The organism is Trinickia violacea (assembly GCF_005280735.1).
In the GTDB taxonomy this organism is placed as follows: domain Bacteria; phylum Pseudomonadota; class Gammaproteobacteria; order Burkholderiales; family Burkholderiaceae; genus Trinickia_A; species Trinickia_A violacea.
Map to the genome: position 1 here is coordinate 2,427,945 of NZ_CP040078.1, position 16,489 is coordinate 2,444,433.

The 16,489-nt window shown below is 59.6% G+C and carries 16 protein-coding genes; 8 read left to right on the forward strand and 8 right to left on the reverse strand.

The window, feature by feature from the left end; genetic code table 11:
• Nucleotides 1-10: 10 nt before the first annotated feature.
• The 5 genes from FAZ95_RS32975 to FAZ95_RS32995 form a co-directional block, all read right to left on the reverse strand.
• A complete protein-coding gene (locus FAZ95_RS32975) occupies nt 11-802 on the reverse strand; it encodes an ABC transporter ATP-binding protein (RefSeq protein WP_137336589.1) in 792 nt (263 codons plus the stop codon).
• A gap of 52 nt (nt 803-854) precedes the next feature.
• Nucleotides 855-1,604, reverse strand: a complete 750-nt coding sequence (locus FAZ95_RS32980) for an ABC transporter permease (RefSeq protein WP_137336590.1) — start codon at nt 1,602-1,604, stop codon at nt 855-857.
• Between the two features lie 19 nt (nt 1,605-1,623).
• The gene (locus FAZ95_RS32985) at nt 1,624-2,346 is read right to left on the reverse strand and encodes an ABC transporter permease (RefSeq protein ID WP_137336591.1); all 723 of its coding nucleotides are present in this window, start codon (nt 2,344-2,346) and stop codon (nt 1,624-1,626) included.
• Nucleotides 2,347-2,464: 118 nt separating this feature from the next.
• Nucleotides 2,465-3,322 carry a transporter substrate-binding domain-containing protein gene (locus FAZ95_RS32990; protein WP_137336592.1) on the reverse strand — a complete coding sequence of 286 codons (858 nt, stop codon included), beginning with the start codon at nt 3,320-3,322 and terminating at the stop codon, nt 2,465-2,467.
• Nucleotides 3,323-3,654: 332 nt separating this feature from the next.
• A complete protein-coding gene (locus FAZ95_RS32995) occupies nt 3,655-5,103 on the reverse strand; it encodes a sigma-54 dependent transcriptional regulator (protein WP_137336593.1) in 1,449 nt (482 codons plus the stop codon).
• Between the two features lie 96 nt (nt 5,104-5,199).
• Between FAZ95_RS32995 and FAZ95_RS33000 the strand changes: the two genes are divergently transcribed.
• Nucleotides 5,200-5,421 carry a hypothetical protein gene (locus FAZ95_RS33000; protein WP_137336594.1) on the forward strand — a complete coding sequence of 74 codons (222 nt, stop codon included), beginning with the start codon at nt 5,200-5,202 and terminating at the stop codon, nt 5,419-5,421.
• Nucleotides 5,422-5,862: 441 nt separating this feature from the next.
• Here the strand turns inward: FAZ95_RS33000 and FAZ95_RS33005 are convergent, their stop codons facing one another.
• On the reverse strand, nt 5,863-6,285 hold the full coding sequence (locus tag FAZ95_RS33005) for a TadE/TadG family type IV pilus assembly protein (protein ID WP_175425830.1): 423 nt from the start codon (nt 6,283-6,285) through the stop codon (nt 5,863-5,865).
• Nucleotides 6,286-6,914: 629 nt separating this feature from the next.
• Here FAZ95_RS33005 and FAZ95_RS33010 point away from each other — a divergent pair.
• The 3 genes from FAZ95_RS33010 to FAZ95_RS33020 are packed head-to-tail and all read left to right on the forward strand — an operon-like array spanning nt 6,915 to nt 10,929.
• Nucleotides 6,915-8,480 (forward strand): hypothetical protein, encoded by a 1,566-nt coding sequence (locus tag FAZ95_RS33010; RefSeq protein ID WP_137336596.1) that lies wholly within the window; start codon nt 6,915-6,917, stop codon nt 8,478-8,480.
• A gap of 15 nt (nt 8,481-8,495) precedes the next feature.
• Nucleotides 8,496-9,794: a glycosyltransferase family 87 protein gene (locus FAZ95_RS33015; protein ID WP_254700057.1), complete on the forward strand. Its 1,299-nt coding sequence runs from the start codon at nt 8,496-8,498 to the stop codon at nt 9,792-9,794.
• A gap of 31 nt (nt 9,795-9,825) precedes the next feature.
• The gene (locus FAZ95_RS33020; RefSeq protein ID WP_137336597.1) at nt 9,826-10,929 is read left to right on the forward strand and encodes an acyltransferase family protein; all 1,104 of its coding nucleotides are present in this window, start codon (nt 9,826-9,828) and stop codon (nt 10,927-10,929) included.
• 423 nt (nt 10,930-11,352) lie between these two features.
• On the opposite strand, the gene FAZ95_RS33030 is transcribed toward FAZ95_RS33020, so the two are convergent.
• Together FAZ95_RS33030 and FAZ95_RS33035 are read right to left on the reverse strand one after the other, a co-directional pair.
• Nucleotides 11,353-12,414, reverse strand: a complete 1,062-nt coding sequence (locus FAZ95_RS33030; protein ID WP_137336598.1) for a glycosyltransferase family 2 protein — start codon at nt 12,412-12,414, stop codon at nt 11,353-11,355.
• Between the two features lie 141 nt (nt 12,415-12,555).
• Nucleotides 12,556-13,830: a glycosyltransferase family 87 protein gene (locus FAZ95_RS33035; RefSeq protein ID WP_137336599.1), complete on the reverse strand. Its 1,275-nt coding sequence runs from the start codon at nt 13,828-13,830 to the stop codon at nt 12,556-12,558.
• Nucleotides 13,831-15,118: 1,288 nt separating this feature from the next.
• Between FAZ95_RS33035 and FAZ95_RS33040 the strand changes: the two genes are divergently transcribed.
• The 4 genes from FAZ95_RS33040 to FAZ95_RS33055 all read left to right on the forward strand — a co-directional run bounded on the left by FAZ95_RS33040 (nt 15,119) and on the right by FAZ95_RS33055 (nt 16,483).
• Nucleotides 15,119-15,289: a Flp family type IVb pilin gene (locus FAZ95_RS33040; protein ID WP_137336600.1), complete on the forward strand. Its 171-nt coding sequence runs from the start codon at nt 15,119-15,121 to the stop codon at nt 15,287-15,289.
• Between the two features lie 166 nt (nt 15,290-15,455).
• Nucleotides 15,456-15,614, forward strand: coding sequence for a Flp family type IVb pilin (locus tag FAZ95_RS33045; protein ID WP_254700381.1), 159 nt, complete (start codon nt 15,456-15,458; stop codon nt 15,612-15,614).
• A 113-nt stretch (nt 15,615-15,727) separates the two neighbouring features.
• Nucleotides 15,728-15,913, forward strand: a complete 186-nt coding sequence (locus tag FAZ95_RS33050) for a Flp family type IVb pilin (RefSeq protein WP_137336601.1) — start codon at nt 15,728-15,730, stop codon at nt 15,911-15,913.
• Nucleotides 15,914-15,943: 30 nt separating this feature from the next.
• Nucleotides 15,944-16,483 (forward strand): A24 family peptidase, encoded by a 540-nt coding sequence (locus tag FAZ95_RS33055; RefSeq protein ID WP_175425900.1) that lies wholly within the window; start codon nt 15,944-15,946, stop codon nt 16,481-16,483.
• The last annotated feature ends 6 nt before the right edge of the window (nt 16,484-16,489 follow it).

The following is a 16,489-nucleotide window of genomic DNA, read 5'->3' on the forward strand; positions in this document are numbered from 1 at the left end:
TGACTAAGCCTCAATTCGCCGTACGGTGATGGTGACTGGAAACGAACTGCTTGAAACGTTCGGAGCGCAATTCGCCGAACACTTCGTCGGGCGTGCCGTCCGCCTCGACCTGCCCTTGATGCAGGAACATCACGCGGTTCGACACGTGGCGCGCGAAACCCATCTCATGCGTGACGACGAGCATCGTGCGCCCCTCTTCCGCGAGCGAGCGCATCACGCGCAGCACTTCGCCGACGAGTTCGGGATCGAGCGCCGAGGTCGGTTCGTCGAACAGCATGACCTTCGGATGCATCGCCAGCGCACGCGCAATCGCCACGCGCTGCTGCTGGCCGCCCGACAAATGCGCCGGATAATGCGCGCGCTTTTCCGCGAGGCCGACTTTCGCGAGCAGCGCCTCCGCTTCCTCGACCGCTTCGGCGCGGCTCCGCTTCAGCACGCGAATCGGGCCTTCGATCAGATTCTCGAGCACGGTCATATGCGACCACAAATTGAAGTTCTGAAACACCATGCCCAATTGCGAGCGGATGCGATCGACCTGCTTGCGGTCAGCCGCTTGCAAGTGCCCGTCCTTGCGGCGCTTCATCTGCATCGTCTCGCCCGCGAGCGACACCGTGCCGTCGTCGGGCGTCTCCAGCAGATTCAGGCAGCGCAGAAACGTGCTCTTGCCCGAGCCGCTCGCGCCGAGAATCGAAATCACGTCGCCTTCGTGCGCGTCGAGCGAAATGCCCTTGAGCACATGCATGTCGCCGAACGACTTGTGGATGTTCTTCGCCGACAGCGCGACAGGTGTCGTTTGACTCATATCAGTCTCCAGAATGAAGCGAATTTCAATGCTTCCAGCTTGCGTTCAGGGTTCAGGATTCAGCGCGCGCTTCGGCGGGCATCACGGGCGCCTTGTCCTTCTGCGCGACGGGCGCCGCACGCAGGTGCCGCGAAAGCCGCCATTCGAGCAAGCCGAGCAGCCGCACGATCACGAAATTCAAAAGCAGATAGATGAGCGCCGCGCAAATGAAGACTTCGCTCGTCCGGTAGGTCTTTTGAATGATCTGCTGCGCGACGCCCGTCACTTCCCACACCGTGACGAGACTCGCGAGCGCCGTCGATTTGACGAGCAGCACCGCTTCGGTCGAATACGCGGGCAAGCACTGGCGCAACGCAATCGGACCGATCACGCGCCGCAGCAGCGAAAACCCCGACATCCCGCATGCGTAGCCCGCTTCGATCTGGCCGACCGGCACCGCCATCAGGCCGCCGCGAATGATTTCCGCCGTGTAGCCCGCGGTGCAAAGCGCGAGAGACAACACCGCGCACATATAGGGATCGCGCAGCACCGGCCACACGAAGCTGTCGCGAATCACATGAAACTGCCCGAGCGCGTAGTAGACGAGAAACATCTGGATCAGCAGCGGCGAGCCGCGGAACACCAGGATGTAGGCGCGCGCAAAGCGATTCGGCAGCCAATGGGGCGAGACGCGCATCGTGACGATCACGAGCGACAGCAGGCCGCCGACCACGAGCGAGGCAAAGAACAAGCTCAGCGTCATCGGCACGGCCGCGAGCAGCTGCGAGAGCGTATCGGTCAGGAAGTCGATATCGAGGTGCATGGGGGTTCTCGTCTTCTCGTCAATTGCGCGCGAAATTGCGGCGGAAGGATCGGCCGACGTGCGCTTCCGCACGGTTGAAGATCCGGTTCGAGACGCTCGTCATCAGCAGATACAGCGCGCCGCCGACCACGAAGAACAGGAAGTAGTTGTGCGTCGAGCCGGCCGCGACCTGACTCGTGCGCAGCAATTCCGCGAGACCGGTCACCGAGATCAGCGCCGAATCCTTCAAGCTCAACTGCCAGACGTTGCCGATGCCCGGCAGCGCGAAACGCAGCACTTGCGGAATCAGAATGCGGCGCGCCATCGTGAACGTGGGCATGCCCATCGCGCGCGCCGCTTCGAGCTCGCCTCTCGACACCGCCAGCACCGCCGCGCGATAGACCTCGGCCTGATACGCGCCGGAGATCATACCGACCGCGAACGCGCCGATCGCGAACGGCGGCACTCCAATGAAGCCGTCCGCGCCGAACCACTGTCCGATCGTCGTGACGAGCGTCGAGCCGCCGAAATAGAAGAGATAAATCACGAGCAGTTCGGGCACGCCGCGAAACACGGTCGTGTACAGGTCGCCCACTACGCGCGCCGTGCGATAACGCGACAGCTTCGCCGCCGCCACAAAAGCGCCGAACACGGCGCCGATCGCGAGGGCCGCGAGCGTCAGCACCACCGTCATCAGCGCGGCGAGCAGCAGTGCGCCGCCCCATCCTTCGGAACCGAAACCCAGTGTCTCGATCAGGTCCATGCTTCACCCGGTACGTTCATCCAGTCCTGCTGAGAGGCGGCGCTGAGCCATGGGCTTGCGCCGCCGCGTTTCGACGCGCGGCGCGGGCCATGCCCGGCGCCGCGCTGAAGGCCAGTGCTCAAGGCGCGACGTTGGTCTTGAACCATTTCTCCGACAGGCGCTTCACCGTGCCGTCGGCCAGCGCCTCGCTGATCGCCGTATCGAACTTCGCCTTCAGATCCGCATCCTGCTTGCGGAACGCGAGCCCTTCGCCCGGCCCCCAGATCGGGCCGCCGATCTCCGGACCCGCCAGCGTCACGCCCGCGTTCTCCTTCTTCGCGAGGGTGGCGGCGTAATACGTCACATCGTCGAACGAAGCGTCGATGCGGCCCGCGACCAGGTCGAGGTCGCGCTCAGGCGAGGTCTTGTAGACGCGGATCGTCGCGATGTCCTTGAAGCTGTCGTTGATGAATTGCGTGTAGACCGTGCCCGACTGGATGCCGATCGTCTTGCCCTTCAACTCCTTGCGCAAGGCATCGACGGTCGGCTTGTCGGTCTTCGGGTCGCCCGTCAGCTTGATAGCCTGCGCGCCCGGCGACGCCTTCGGCAGAATCTTCGTATCGGTCACGGCGAACGTCGCCGGCGTGGCCGCGTAAGGACGTGAGAACGCGATGATCTTCTCGCGGTCGGGCGTGATCGAAATCGCGTCCATCAGCACGTCGAACTTGCCCGCTTGCAAGCCGGGGATCATGCCGTCCCAATCTTGCGCGACGAGATTGCATTGGAGCTTGATGCGCGCGCACAGATTCGCGACCAGCTCAGGCTCGAAGCCGCCGAGCTTGCCGCCCGGAAGCGTGAGGTTCCACGGCTCGTAGCTGCCCTCGAGCGCGATCGTCACCGACTTCCATTCCTTCGCCTGCACGGGCGCCGCGAGCGTCACCGCCGCGCCGAGCACCGCCACCGCCAAAACCTTTGCCAACGTTGAGCGCTTGACCATCACTTCGAATCTCCAGTGGATTGAGTAAGAAACCGCGAAGAACCCTCTTATCGGTCAAGCGATCGCCCGGCCAATTTGTATATACAACTCTGCAAGAAACAAAAAACGCTTGCAAGCGCTTTTGCCGGGGAATGCGGGAATCTTCGGGTAAGCCCTATGGATAAGGCTCTGTGAGAGATGGGGAGCGATCTCGCGGCATTCTCAGTGAGCGAGAATTGCGCCGGAGTGGTGCATGTTGGCTATACAAGATTGGTGCAACGGAGAGACGAACGCCAGCCTCATGCGCGGCACGAACACCGGCATGAGGCGACGAAGACGGGAAAGGGCTCGCGCTATTGGGAAAGGTGCTCGGTGCAGCGAAGCGCACTGGTTTTCGCGTTCTGCCCGACGTGGGCATCGAGCAGACGCAAATCCTTCATGGCAGGCGGCTCCGAACGCAAGCCGATCGCGTTGAGCAGGCGATAGAGCGTCGCGCGCGACACCCCCAGCTCGGCGGCCGCGCCCGACAAGCTGTACGCGTGCCGTGTCAGCGCTTGCTGAATGGCGATGCGCTCGGCCTCGTTGCGAACCTCCGCGAGCGTGCGGCCCGTGCTGTGCGGCGCGTCCGGCAAGCCCAGGTCCGCAGCGGTGATGAAACGCCCTTCGGCCATCACAACCGCGCGGCGCACGCAATTGATCAGCTCGCGGACATTGCCGGGCCAGTCGTAATTGAACATCGCCGTGACGGCATCGCTCGAAAACCCGCGGAATTTGCGCGGACCGTCCTGCTTGTACATGGCGAGCGCGTGCTCGGCGAGCAGCTTGATGTCGCTGCCGCGCTCGCGCAGCGGCGGCTCCGCAAGCCGCAGGACGCACAACCGGTGATACAAGTCCGCGCGAAACCGGCCCTCGGCGACCGCCTCCTCGAGATTGACGTGAGTCGCCGAAATGACGCGCACGTCAACCCGCACCGTGCCCTCGCCGCCCAGGCGCTCGATGGTGCCCTCCTGAAGAAAGCGCAGCAACACCGCCTGGCATTCGTGCGGCATGTCGCCGATCTCGTCGAGAAAGAGCGTGCCTTCCGCCGCGGCCTCGATGCGGCCGATCTTTCTCTGCAGCGCGCCCGTGAACGCGCCGCGCTCGTGGCCGAACAGCTCGGATTGCAGCAGCGTCGGCGGAATGGCCGCGCAATTGATCGCCACATAAGGCTTGCGCCCGCGCGACGAGCAATTGTGGATCGCCCGCGCCGTCAATTCCTTGCCCGTTCCCGATTCGCCGGCGATGAACACCGGCGCGTTGTTGCGCGCGCATTTGTCGATGCCGCGATACAGCAGCTGCATGGGTTCGCTCTGGCCGATCATTTCATGGCGGCCCAAATCGGGTTCGGGCGACGACATCGTTTCGCGCAGCACCGACAGCCCGTGCGCGTGGCCCAGCGCGAACAGAAGGCGCTCGTCCAGGCACGGCAGCGTGACGAAGTCGAAGCAATAGTCGAGGATGAAGCGGCGCATCAGCAAGTCTTCCGCCTGCCCCGGCCAAACCTGGGCGATCCAGGTCGCGTCGCTGTGCGCGATGCACGCCTCGAACTTCGACAGCACCTGCGCCGTGCATTCCTTCGGCAATTCGATCAGCGCGACTTTGATTGCGCCGCGCTCGAGCAATTTTTCGGCTTGCTGCGTCGATTTCGCGTGCACCACGTGCCAGCCCACCGACGCGAGCGCGTCGACGGTGTCTTGATCGAGTTTCGGCGAGATGCAAAGGACGGTGCGTTCAGCACACGGCTGAATCAAGGCGGTGTTCATGTTGCCCCCGATTTCGATGCGGAACGCTAAGCAAATGGCCTTGAGGCTCAAGCTTGGAACCGCATCGGTTTCTTGCTGACTAGACGATGTTGGTCGATGGCCGATCGCCGCAGTTGGCCGTTAAGGCCGTATCTGCGTGTTCCGCCGGCCGCTCTTGCTTCGGCATCCTTGCTGCAGGTTGTGCGAATGCGCCTGTCGCGCACCCGGTTTTCGCTCAACGTTTACGGCATTCATGCCGACCAAAATAGTCTGGTCGTGCGTTTTTGTACTTTTCATTTTCCTCATCCCCGGATTGAAGAACCGCACTGCGGCGGCTAACGATGCTGCGCTCTAAACGGCGCGTGAAGTTTCAACATAGACCAACGTGTATGGAATTTCCATAGGAATTTCCCTTTCGAATCGATACAGCGCGGTCAAATTGATTCGAGCACGTGCGAAAGACCACATTAAGGCCGGCCAAGCGCGTTCGGCATTCCGAGCTATAACGCCTCGTGAACCGTGCAGTATGCGACGCCTCGAAATCAGCGCGAACCGGCCTTGTCACGCCCTCTTACCTTGATATCGGCTTTTATTCGACAATTGATTATCCTGGTTTCCCCGGAGTTTTTTTTATTTTTCCTATTTCGCGTAAAGCGAATGCCTCTTGATTCGCTCTGCCCCATTTTTCCGCGTGTTTCAAAACTGAAACAAATTGAGCAAAAAAACGAATCCTTTCGAAGAATTCGAATCTACGCCGCTGCAATCCATCCGCGAGTTCGACTACTCGTAGATCATCGTCGCCTTGGCGGAAAGCACCACGCCCTCGCTGAGCGCATTGACGATCTTCGCGATCGCCAGCCCATTGTAGGGATAGCTGACGGTCACTGTCAGCGGGTCGCCGGACTTGGTCCCCGACGACCGGTCGACAGCCACCACGACCGAGTCGGACCAACCGAACGTGATCAACTTGTCCGAAGCGTAGTTTTGCGCCACGTTCATGATGTCGAGCGTGCTCATTCGCGATCTCGTTTGCGCTGCGCCCTCCCGCGCGGCTTCCTGGCTCGCCTGAGCAATGACGTTCTGATCGTAAACGCCGACGCCAGCTTCGACGACGCCGAACAGCACCAGCAAGAGCGCGGGGAAAACGAGCGCCACCTCGATGCCCGTCGCACCCGCTTGCCGTTTTATTTTCTTTTGGCTCATGATCATCCCCGACCCACTTGACGTGCCGAATTCGCACACACGTCAACAAGCAACTATCGAACCATCGCGGGCGGGGCTTGGGGCCGCAAGAAAATCGGGGCGGCGAAGCATGCGCTACATAGGCAATGCGTATCAAACGTGAATAGCGAGATACGTAGGCCAACGTACGGACAAAACGAAGCGCCTGCCATACTCGTCGAAGCATGGTAGGCCGGCGAGGCCCGGGGCGCTTATCGGTAGGTTCAGAACCGGTCGACCGCAACCGATGAAGGTGCGCTAAACGTAATCAGATAATCCGAAGCATCATTCCGCGCGATGCTCGTCCTCTGAGCGGGAGTGACTCGTGGCGCCGGGTTGACGCGCCGTTGACGCCGGCCTTTTCGAATTCATTCTTGTTCCCCTAGTCACGCCGAATGACGAGGGTGGGCTCTGCATCTGTGCTCTGACGCCAGCCAACGTATCCCGGACGCGCCTGCCGAAGGTATCCGCAATATTCGAATCACCGCGGTTACAGCGGCGGCTGGCATAGTGGACGCTAAGGTGGATGACCGGTAAAGAGCTTGACGCCGCGAAAAGCGTAGCAATCGTGAAACATCATGCTATGTGATCCGGCGCACGTACGAATCCTCGTGGCTGCAATTACCGTTTGCATCATGTGCGTCACATTCAAGAAATCGAAAACAAAACAAACACACAAGCGGTCGCAACCGCATACACCCGGGGGAATTCAATTGGAAAAATTCGTTGCCGCAAGGGGGGGCAAGCATTCCTGGGGCACGCCGCCATTCTCGATCGTCGCGGCGTTGATCGGCTACGGCATCGTTCTATTCGCACCGCCGGTGTTGAACGATCCCGACACCTATTGGCACATCGCAGCGGGTAGGTGGATGCTTCAGCATCACGCGATCCCCCATGCAGATCCATTCTCCTATGCACTCAACGGAGCACCGTGGGTGGCGCATGAATGGTTATCCGAAGTTCTCATGGCTCTCGCCTATCGGGCCGCCGGATGGAGCGGCATCCATATTCTCTTCGGCCTCGCAACTGCGGCGACATCCGGCGTGCTGGCGCGCTATCTTGCGCGCTGGTTGAGTCAACCGGCCGCCTCTGTCGTATTTATCCTCGGCACCGCGTGCATCAGTGGCAGCCTGCTTGCTCGACCGCACCTGCTTGCACTTGCCGCACTGACGCTTTGGACTTCCGGATTGCTGACGGCGAGGGATAGAGGCATGGCACCATCCGTGCTCCTGCTGCCACTCATGGTGATTTGGGCCAATCTCCACGCCAGCTTCGTTTTCGGCCTTGGACTTGTCTTGCCGATCGCCGTCGACGCTGTCGTCGAAGCGAAGTCGGGACGCGGCCTAATCGCCCGCCGTTGGGGTATTTTTCTCGGCGCAGCAATCGGGGCGTCCATTTTGACGCCGAACGGCTGGCATGGCTTGCTGTTCCCGTTCCACTTGATGCGCATGGCGACCACCTCCAGCATTGACGAGTGGGAGCCGACAAGCTTTCAAACGCTCCAGCCGTTGGAGGGCGCGTTGGTGGCGCTGCTCTATGTCGCCTTTTCACGCCACGTGCGATTGCCGATCGGTCGACTGATCATCTTGCTTGGGCTCCTTCATCTCGCGCTTCATCACGCGCGCCACCAGATGCTGGCCGGGATCGTCGGCGCGATGGTTCTGGCCATGCCGCTTGGGCAGGCGTTTGCCGACGCGGAACGTGAAGGCACCAGTCGTCGTTCTTCCCCGCTCTGGCTTTTCGGCGCAATCGCTTGCGTCGCGCTGCTGAGTGCAATCCGGCTTACGCATCCGGTCGAGCGAACCGACGGCCCAGCATCGCCGATCGCGGCGCTCAATCATGTGCCGATCGAAATTCAGCGGGAGCATGTCTTCAACAGCTATGCATTCGGCGGTTATTTGATATTCAGAGGTATCAAACCCTTCATCGACGGCCGCGCCGACGTGTATGGCGATGATTTCATTTCCACCTACCTCGCCGCCATGACGCCGAACCGTGCGGTGTTCGAGGGACTCGTGGACAAGGACGGAATTCGCTGGACGATCCTCCCCGCCCGCAGCCCCGCTGTGGCAGTGATCGAAGCGCTGCCTCAGTGGCAGCGGATATATGCCGACGGTATTGCAGTAGTGGATGTGCGGGTTGCAGATCCTCGACATCATGAAGAGTCGGCCGAGTGATCTCTGCATCGCGCGGTGAGCATCGTTCATGCCGGCGGTATTGGTCGATCCAAAAAGGCAAGACGCATTTCGGAAAAAAGAATGGGGGTTTTCGTGACCAACGTGTCGAGAGCAAGCGGCGGCCGCGGCGCCGACCGCGTCACGCTATACGCCACTGCCGTACTGGTTATGCAAGTCCTGGTGCTCGCCATCTGGAGCGTTCGCTATTACGTGTTGCATGAACAGTCGGCTCCAATGCTCGGATGGGATTTCGTCGTATTCTGGTCCGCTGCGCGCGTGGCACTTGAGCATGGTGCGGCGTCGGTCTTTTCGCCGCAATTGATGTATGCGGTCGAGGTGGGTTTGACACCTTTCGGCGGCGGTGCAAAATGGCCCTATCCACCGACTTTCTTGCTGCCACTCATTCCGCTTGGCCTTTTGCCGTTCAGCGTTGCGCTCGCGTCGTTCTCCGCGGTCGGGATCGCGCTTTATGCATGCGTGTTGACACGTGCCGCTCGCGGACTTGCACGGCCGAATTTTCTAATCGCAGCCGCGTTTCCCGGCATCCCCGTCGCACTTGCGGCCGGACAAAACTCTTTGCTGACAGTGGCGGCGGCCGGTAGCGCGCTCTGGTTGCTCGAAGCGAATTCAGTGCTTGCAGCCGTGTGCATCGCCACACTTGCCATAAAGCCGCAATTCGCGGTTTTATTCCCGCTGGTGCTCATTTGCAGCCGACAGTGGAGAACGCTTGTTGCATCAGCCGCGTGCTGTGTCGCGTTCGTGGGCCTCAGCGCTGCAGTCCTTGGACTAGATGCGTGGACCGCTTTCATTTCATATTTGCCCAAATTCAATCAGGTCACCGTCGTGCACGGCACGCACCTATGGAACGGCATGCCAACCCTATTCGCGGCCAGCAGGCTCGCCGGCCTGTCGGTTGGCGCGGCGTATGCCGTCCACGTGCTTGTTGTCGTTCCGGCCGTGGTGGCGACGGCGTATCTGTGGCTCCGGCCCGCCAGATTCGAGTTGCGTGCGACAGCATTGACCGTCACGACGCTGCTCGTGCAACCCTACCTCATGTTTTACGATCTCGCATGGCTCGCGCTACCGATCTTGTTTCTGATGCGCGATGCTAAGGTTAGCGAATTGAGTCGACTCGAATGGGTGATGCTCGGCGCCGCGTGGCTGACGCCCGCTCAAGGATTCCTCGCGGTCGTGTTCGGTGCTCCTTGCCAGATTGCACCGGCCGTGCTGACCGCGCTGCTGGCTATGACCATGCGTCGGCATTTCGCGACACAAAAAGTTCGAACCTCAAGTTCCATACATTGTGCGTTTTGAAAGTCGTTCCAGAACAAGTCGGGGATGGAAAATGAAAACAAATGCTTCTCTTGAAGGTTTGCGCGGAGCCGCCGCGCTGCTCGTCGTCGTCTTTCATATGTCTCTCTCCGTTCCGTATCTCAACGCGGCGCGAAACGGTTATCTGGCCGTAGACCTGTTTTTTGTATTAAGCGGCTTCGTGATTTCTAGCGCATACGGCGCGCGCCTGACAGATGTCGCACAATTCCGGACCTTCATGGTTCGGCGGTTTGGTCGACTATGGCCTACGCACGTCGCGACGACACTTCTCTATTATCTATGCGTCAACGTCGGCCAGTTAAAGGCATCGCTCGCAGGGCAGACGGTCCCGTATTTTGTACCATCGGTGAAAGAGCTCGTCGCCACTGCGTCCATGGCTCAAGGGCTAAACCTGTTCGATCACTTTGTCGGAACCAAAGTCAATTGGAGCGCGGGTGATGAATTCTACGTATACGTCCTATTCGGTGCGCTGTGCCTGCTGTTGCGCGGGAAGTCTCGCCTTGCGGCGGTCATTGCGCTCGCATTGATTGGATATGTGATCGCGGCATGGCAAACATTAGGACCGAACGCATGCCTTACATATGGCCATTGCTTGGATTTGACTTACAGTTACGGGTGGGCGCGCTGCCTTGTCGGATTCTTTACGGGCGCGTTGATTGCCGAATATCGTGACTGTGCGCCGCTGCGCGTGCTACGTGGGCGCGCGACGCAGGTATTCACGTTTTCCGCCGTGCTAGTCTTCGTCTTCATCGATAGGATGCCCAGCATTGCGCTGGCCGCCCCGATCGTCTTCGCTGCGTTGATTGCATCGCTCGTTGACGATAGCGGACCCATCGCGCGGCTTTTCCAAACATCCGCGGCGCAGTATTTAGGCCGCATTTCATATTCTCTCTATCTAGGTCACGCGGTGTTTTGGGTAATGCTCAGGGCGAGAGCTGACCTTACGGACAATAACGCGATAAAACTTGCAACGGGCGCGGTTTTTCTGCTCATGTCGTTCGCGCTTGCGCATTTGCTAAATCGGCTTGTAGAAATGCCGTTCCGGCAACGCTTCAATGCATGGTCCGATACGGCATTTCGTCTTCCAGCTCCCGGCAATCGCGGCTTATATGAGTAAGTGGGTCGTCCGGCGATCCGTTCAGCGATACGTCCACGATCCGTGAGCGACAAATGTAAACGGCGGCACGACACAAACCACAATCGCGATGCCCGACCAGGGACTGGCACCTGCGGCTTGTGCAACGTGTGAGACGAGTGCGGTCAGCGCGGCGCGTCAAGCAAAACGACAAGGAGCCACCCAGCACTTCTTAGGCCAATTGAACTCGAAAAACCCCACAGCATTTGCAACAGATATGATCCGCAGATCGCGCACGCGAATGCCACGGAGTTTGCCAAGGTCGAAGACATGTCGGCGCGCGGTCAGAATGACCGCTACGCTGATGTACAGGCCTGTTGCGAAGAGCCCGACACCGGGAATCGAACTCGTTTCAGCCACCCTGAACCGCTCATCGTCACCGCTTCACCTCGCGATCGGCACAACTCAGTGGCTCGCAACGCGCACCCGCGGCGCCACACGCCTGCGCACGAGATTGGACCGCGAAGCGCTCGGCACATGGTGTTCTCGGCGCTTGATAGGCAGTGTGCTGACTTTGCTCTTCGCCTGATAGCGACGGCGTATGAGATAAATGGGACGTTCCTTCGTCTCGTGGTAGATGCGCCCAATATACTCGCCGACCACACCGATGCCGATCAATTCGATTCCGCCTAAAAAGAGCAGCACGGAGAGCAGCGACGCGTATCCAGGGACCGGATTTCCGAACAGCAGTGTGCGGCTGACGACAAACCCACCGTAGACGAACGCGATCAGCGCAATCAACAGTCCGATATAGGTCCAGCTTCGCAGCGGCACCGTACTGAAGCTCGTGATCCCCTCAAGCGCAAAATTCCACAGCCGCCATCCGGAGAATTTCGAGCGGCCGGCGCTGCGCTGTTCACGCTGATATTCGACTATCACGGTCCGATAGCCCACCCACGCAAACAACCCCTTCATGAAGCGCCGCCGTTCGGGCAAGCTTTGCAATGCATTGACAACCACGCGGTCCATCAGACGGAAGTCACCGACGTTTTCTGGCAGCTTAACATCGGAAAGTGCGTTGTGAACGCGATAGTAAAGCGCGGCCGCCGTGCGTTTCGCGAACGTGTCGCAGGCGCGATTGCTTCGCTTCGCGGCAACCACTTCCGCGCCGCCGAGCCAGTGCTCGATCATCACCGGAATCAGGCTGGGCGGATCTTGCAGATCGGCGTCGATCGGGATGATCGCGTCACCCGACGCCTCGTCGAGGCCGGCGGTAAGCGCAGCTTCCTTACCGAAGTTGCGCGTGAGGTCGATGACGCGCACACGCGCATCTCGCGCGTTGACGCCGATCAGCTTGTCGAGCGTACCGTCGCTGCTGCCGTCGTTGACGCACACGATTTCGAAACGTATCGTTCTGATTGCCTCGAGAACCGGTACGACGTTAGCAAAAAACCCCTCGACGGCATCGAGCTCGTTATAGAACGGCACGACAAGCGAAATCAATGGCTTGCTGGCCCGTGTAGACATGATGCCCCCCGTTATTTCCATCCAATGCCGCAGCCAAGCCACGGTGATCGTCGCAAGTTCCGCCTAGGGCGGACAAAGCGCGTACGTTCCCTGTTTGGCCGGTCGCGCGTTTGATATTGCCGCGTCTGTTACCGCCCGCCCTCATTCCCCAGGAGACGGCCGAAGAATGGCGGGCTCGCGTCTTTCCAACGCGATGCGTCGAATCAGCATCCAAAGCGTAATCGCCGAGATCAGCGGCATAAACTGAAACTTTACGTGCGTAACCACGAGAACGCCGGCGAGAGGTGCAAGCCAAACCACGATGAGCCACTCGCGCTCGCAACGTTTCCATCCTCTATCCATGGCGTATTTGCAATACCACGCGATAAGCACGCCATACCAGGCGAGGTCATAGTCGAACAGATACGGACTGACCAAGAGGCTGGCACAAATCAGCGCCGCTGCGCGTAGCGGATAGGAGCTCTCGCGGCACCAGGCGTAAACCACTGCGGCAGCAGCGAGCAGCGCGGATGCGCCTTGGGCCACGTATGCAAGTGCCGAGGAAGCATGAGCCAGTTTCGCGAGTGCGAACACGGTCGGGATCCGCGCCAGAGCAACTCGCCCCGTTTCCATGTAGCTCGTCATCATTCCCGCGTTGTGCAGGAATGCCGCGAGCGTTTCGGTCCCGAACACAAGCACTGCGACGCCAAGCATCGACACCGCGGTCAAAGCGAGGGCAGCGAGGGCGCGCCAGGAACGGGAGCACAGCAGCGCGAGCGGAAAAAGCACTGCCAGGTGCGGCTTCATGCAAAGCAAACCGAAACATATTCCCGCCATCATGGGACGACGGCGAAGCAACGCAAGCCCAAGAGCGGCGAGCGAGGCGGTTAGCAGGCCATTTTGCCCGGAGATCGCAACGAGGGCGGCGCCTGGAAATGCCGCCGCGATGAGTATCGCTTGCCGGCAAGGAAGCGTGGCGTGAATCGACCTGATGAAGAGTGCATAGGTGCCGCCGAGAAAAAGTGTCGCGGCAATTTTCCAGGGTAGTAGCGCAAACAAATAAACGAACAGCAGGAATGTCGGTGGGTAAAGCCACGGAAGGATGCCGACCGGGTGAGATATCGCACCGCTCTCAATTTTGGTCAGGAAGTTCAGATTGTAGGCATCGACTGCGTGCCCGTGTAACGCCAGGTACGACGAACTCCAGAACGGCAGAAAATCCATTGCGAGCGGACTGATGTATTCGTGCGGATGCCATACGGCTTTGTACAAGTAAATCACGACAAACAGCGCGTAGCAGATGAGCGCCAGGACCGGGTAATTCCGCAATCGTTCGCCGCTGAGCCAGTGCTGCCGGCGCGCGGGAGAGGCTGTGGGTAACGTGACCGCCGGCCGCTCGTGCCGGACCAACTGTTTGCGTGGCGAGATCGAATTCATGGCCGCTCTCCCACTATCGTTCGTGCACGTCGCAACGTGACAGAGCGAACGAGCGACATGCATACGGGCTGGAGATCAACGCCCACGTTGCAAGCAATATAGCGTACGAGATAAGAATCGCGCCGCTGAATAGGGTCGACTGCTCCCGCATCAGCCAGCCATGCGCGCTGCTTTCGTCGCCGCGTGCCCCCCGAATTAGGAAACGCATATTTTCTGCCTTGTGTGGTCACCGGACTTATTCCCATGAGCCGTCCGTTCAAACTTTTTTTATTCGCATCACGTGAATGCGAACGAGGCATCACGGATATCCGTCTGTCTTATTGTTGGGAGAAAACGATGCGACTTTCAACCCGTCTTTTCCTTAACGAGACCGCGCGATCGCTGCATGCGTGCGCCAGCGTACTCATTTAAAGTCACGTCGCGCAGATCCACCGGACGCACGTTTCAACATCGAAACATTCCGTGTCGGTTGGCGGCTCCCAAAAGCCGCTTTTCCCTCGAAACCGACGCCTTATCGAAGTAAGGGTATGTCCCTAGCAATCTGCGCAACCGCAATACACACATGCCATTCGGCTGTGTTGGTTGACGACGGGCTGCAGGCCGAATTTGTCGCAGACCTGCGACAGTTTGGGCATCGATGGCCCTCCGCCCTAGCACCTGTGGCGCCGAGACGCCCGTTTTTTCGCGTTTTCGGGAAAGCTGGCCCGCCCCTTGCAAAGCGAATGGCGCGGAAGTCGACGACGTAACGACCGGCAGCCATTCGAACCGCTCGGCGCAGATCGAGCTGGAATCGCCACCGAAGTTACCCGCGGGGATAGTCCTCAGTGTTCCCTGCCGCCAACCTCATATGCGGCAGGAACTCGGACAGGACGACGGACAATCGCCGACTGACCAGCGGGACCGGTCTCGACCGGACACCACGAGCAAGCACTGAAAACCGGGGGCGTTAGCATGAAAACAGTGCATCGACGCGGCGTATCACTCGTCGCTACTGCAACCTTGGCCTCGCACGTCCAGTCGGCTATCCGCCGGCCGGTCGCGGCGTGCGCACTCGCGCGGTCTCTTATCGGGTCCACGCTTCACACAAAGCGTATCGTTTCGCGCGGACCAGCCCGCCGCTTCCGCTGTATCACCTCTTCTACCCGTCCCCAAGCGTTCAGGAATGCAGATGGACGATGACGTCCCCGGTAGAGGGATATTTCCGGCTTTACGTGCATCACCTGTAGTTCACTCCCGAAGCCATGTCCGGCCAGGGTTTTTAGTTCGCCACCTAAATGGAGAGTCACACATGAAAGCCATTTTCAATCAAGCAAAGCGTTTCATTCGCGACGAAGAGGGCGCCACCATGGTCGAGTACGGCCTTATGGTCGCCCTTATCGCAATCGTCTGTATCGGAGCGGTTACGACGATCGGCACGAATTTGAACCTAGTGTTCAGTGACATCGCGGCCAAGATTTGATCAAGGACGGCGGGCGAATTCGTTTCCTCGCTTCGTCCGCTTTCTTTCATCTATCTCCGAATTCCATGTGGGTGCGACCCAAAAGGAGTTGATCGTGAGCGCAAATATTTCCTTTCGATACGCATGTGTTCGTCGTCTACTGGCTGGTGCACGAGATTCACGCGCCATTGAAAGGACAAAGGCATTCCTTCGCGATGATGAAGGAGCCACCATGGTCGAGTACGGTTTGATGGTCGCTCTTATCGCGATCGTCTGCATCGGGGCCGTTACGACGATCGGCACGAATTTGAACCTCGTATTCAGCGACATCGCGGCAGCCATTTGATCAGGCGATGCAGACAGATCCTGCGTCCTCAGGTCCGCACGAGTTCGACAGCTTAGGCACGTAGGGCACCACGGCGCCACGGTGCCCGCGAAAATAAATTTCAGGGGGTTGCGATGCATGCACCGCACACGATCGTTTCGAGGTTCCTGAAAGAGGACCAGGGCGCAACCATGGTCGAGTACGCGTTGCTCATATCGCTCATCGCGCTCATTGCCTTTGCGGGGGTCGTGGCTTTCGGCAATTCGTTGCAAACCCTCTATCAAAACATTCGCGATCAAATCGCCGCCGCGCTCGCGTGACGCAAACAAACCTGACCGAGGTTCCTGATGTTGCTCCTATCTCTTCCTCCACAACCGATCCCGCCGTGCGTCATCGCGTTGACTGTGGTCGCGGCAAGCACGGACATCGTGTGCCGCCGCATCCCGAATCAGATTATCGGAATTGGCCTGATTGCGTCGCTCCTGGTTCAGGTATGGGTGAATGGCCTCCTGCCGGGCAGCGGCAACTGGCTCTCGGGCGCCATGACCGGGTTCGGGCTGCTAGTACCGCTTTACATGGTGCGCGGCATGACCGCCGGCGACGTGAAGCTGCTGTTGATGATCGGCACATGGGTCGGCCCGTCGATGACCCTCTACATCGCTCTCGCGACCTTTGTCATCGGCGGTGCATGGTCGCTCGCCTTTGCGGTATGGCACAAACGCACGACGCTTCTGCTCTTGAACATCCGACATCTCGTTTATGGAGGGTCGCGCATCGGACACAAGGAGAATGCGCTGCCATACACGCCGATCAAATCGGTCGGATCGTTGCCTTACGGGGTGGCCATTGCGGCTGGAACCATAGGTGTTGTCTTCGCGTCGGTCGCGTAACCGCGG

Excerpts from the sequence above, each read along its gene's own strand:
- FAZ95_RS32975 (WP_137336589.1), bottom strand. The coding sequence starts at position 802 with ATGAGTCAAACGACACCTGTCGCGCTGTCGGCGAAGAACATCCACAAG.
- FAZ95_RS32980 (WP_137336590.1), bottom strand. The coding sequence starts at position 1,604 with ATGCACCTCGATATCGACTTCCTGACCGATACGCTCTCGCAGCTGCTC.
- FAZ95_RS32985 (WP_137336591.1), bottom strand. The coding sequence starts at position 2,346 with ATGGACCTGATCGAGACACTGGGTTTCGGTTCCGAAGGATGGGGCGGC.
- FAZ95_RS32990 (WP_137336592.1), bottom strand. The coding sequence starts at position 3,322 with ATGGTCAAGCGCTCAACGTTGGCAAAGGTTTTGGCGGTGGCGGTGCTC.
- FAZ95_RS32995 (WP_137336593.1), bottom strand. The coding sequence starts at position 5,103 with ATGAACACCGCCTTGATTCAGCCGTGTGCTGAACGCACCGTCCTTTGC.
- FAZ95_RS33000 (WP_137336594.1), top strand. The coding sequence starts at position 5,200 with ATGGCCGATCGCCGCAGTTGGCCGTTAAGGCCGTATCTGCGTGTTCCG.
- FAZ95_RS33005 (WP_175425830.1), bottom strand. The coding sequence starts at position 6,285 with ATGAGCCAAAAGAAAATAAAACGGCAAGCGGGTGCGACGGGCATCGAG.
- FAZ95_RS33020 (WP_137336597.1), top strand. The coding sequence starts at position 9,826 with ATGAAAACAAATGCTTCTCTTGAAGGTTTGCGCGGAGCCGCCGCGCTG.
- FAZ95_RS33030 (WP_137336598.1), bottom strand. The coding sequence starts at position 12,414 with ATGTCTACACGGGCCAGCAAGCCATTGATTTCGCTTGTCGTGCCGTTC.
- FAZ95_RS33035 (WP_137336599.1), bottom strand. The coding sequence starts at position 13,830 with ATGAATTCGATCTCGCCACGCAAACAGTTGGTCCGGCACGAGCGGCCG.
- FAZ95_RS33040 (WP_137336600.1), top strand. The coding sequence starts at position 15,119 with ATGAAAGCCATTTTCAATCAAGCAAAGCGTTTCATTCGCGACGAAGAG.
- FAZ95_RS33050 (WP_137336601.1), top strand. The coding sequence starts at position 15,728 with ATGCATGCACCGCACACGATCGTTTCGAGGTTCCTGAAAGAGGACCAG.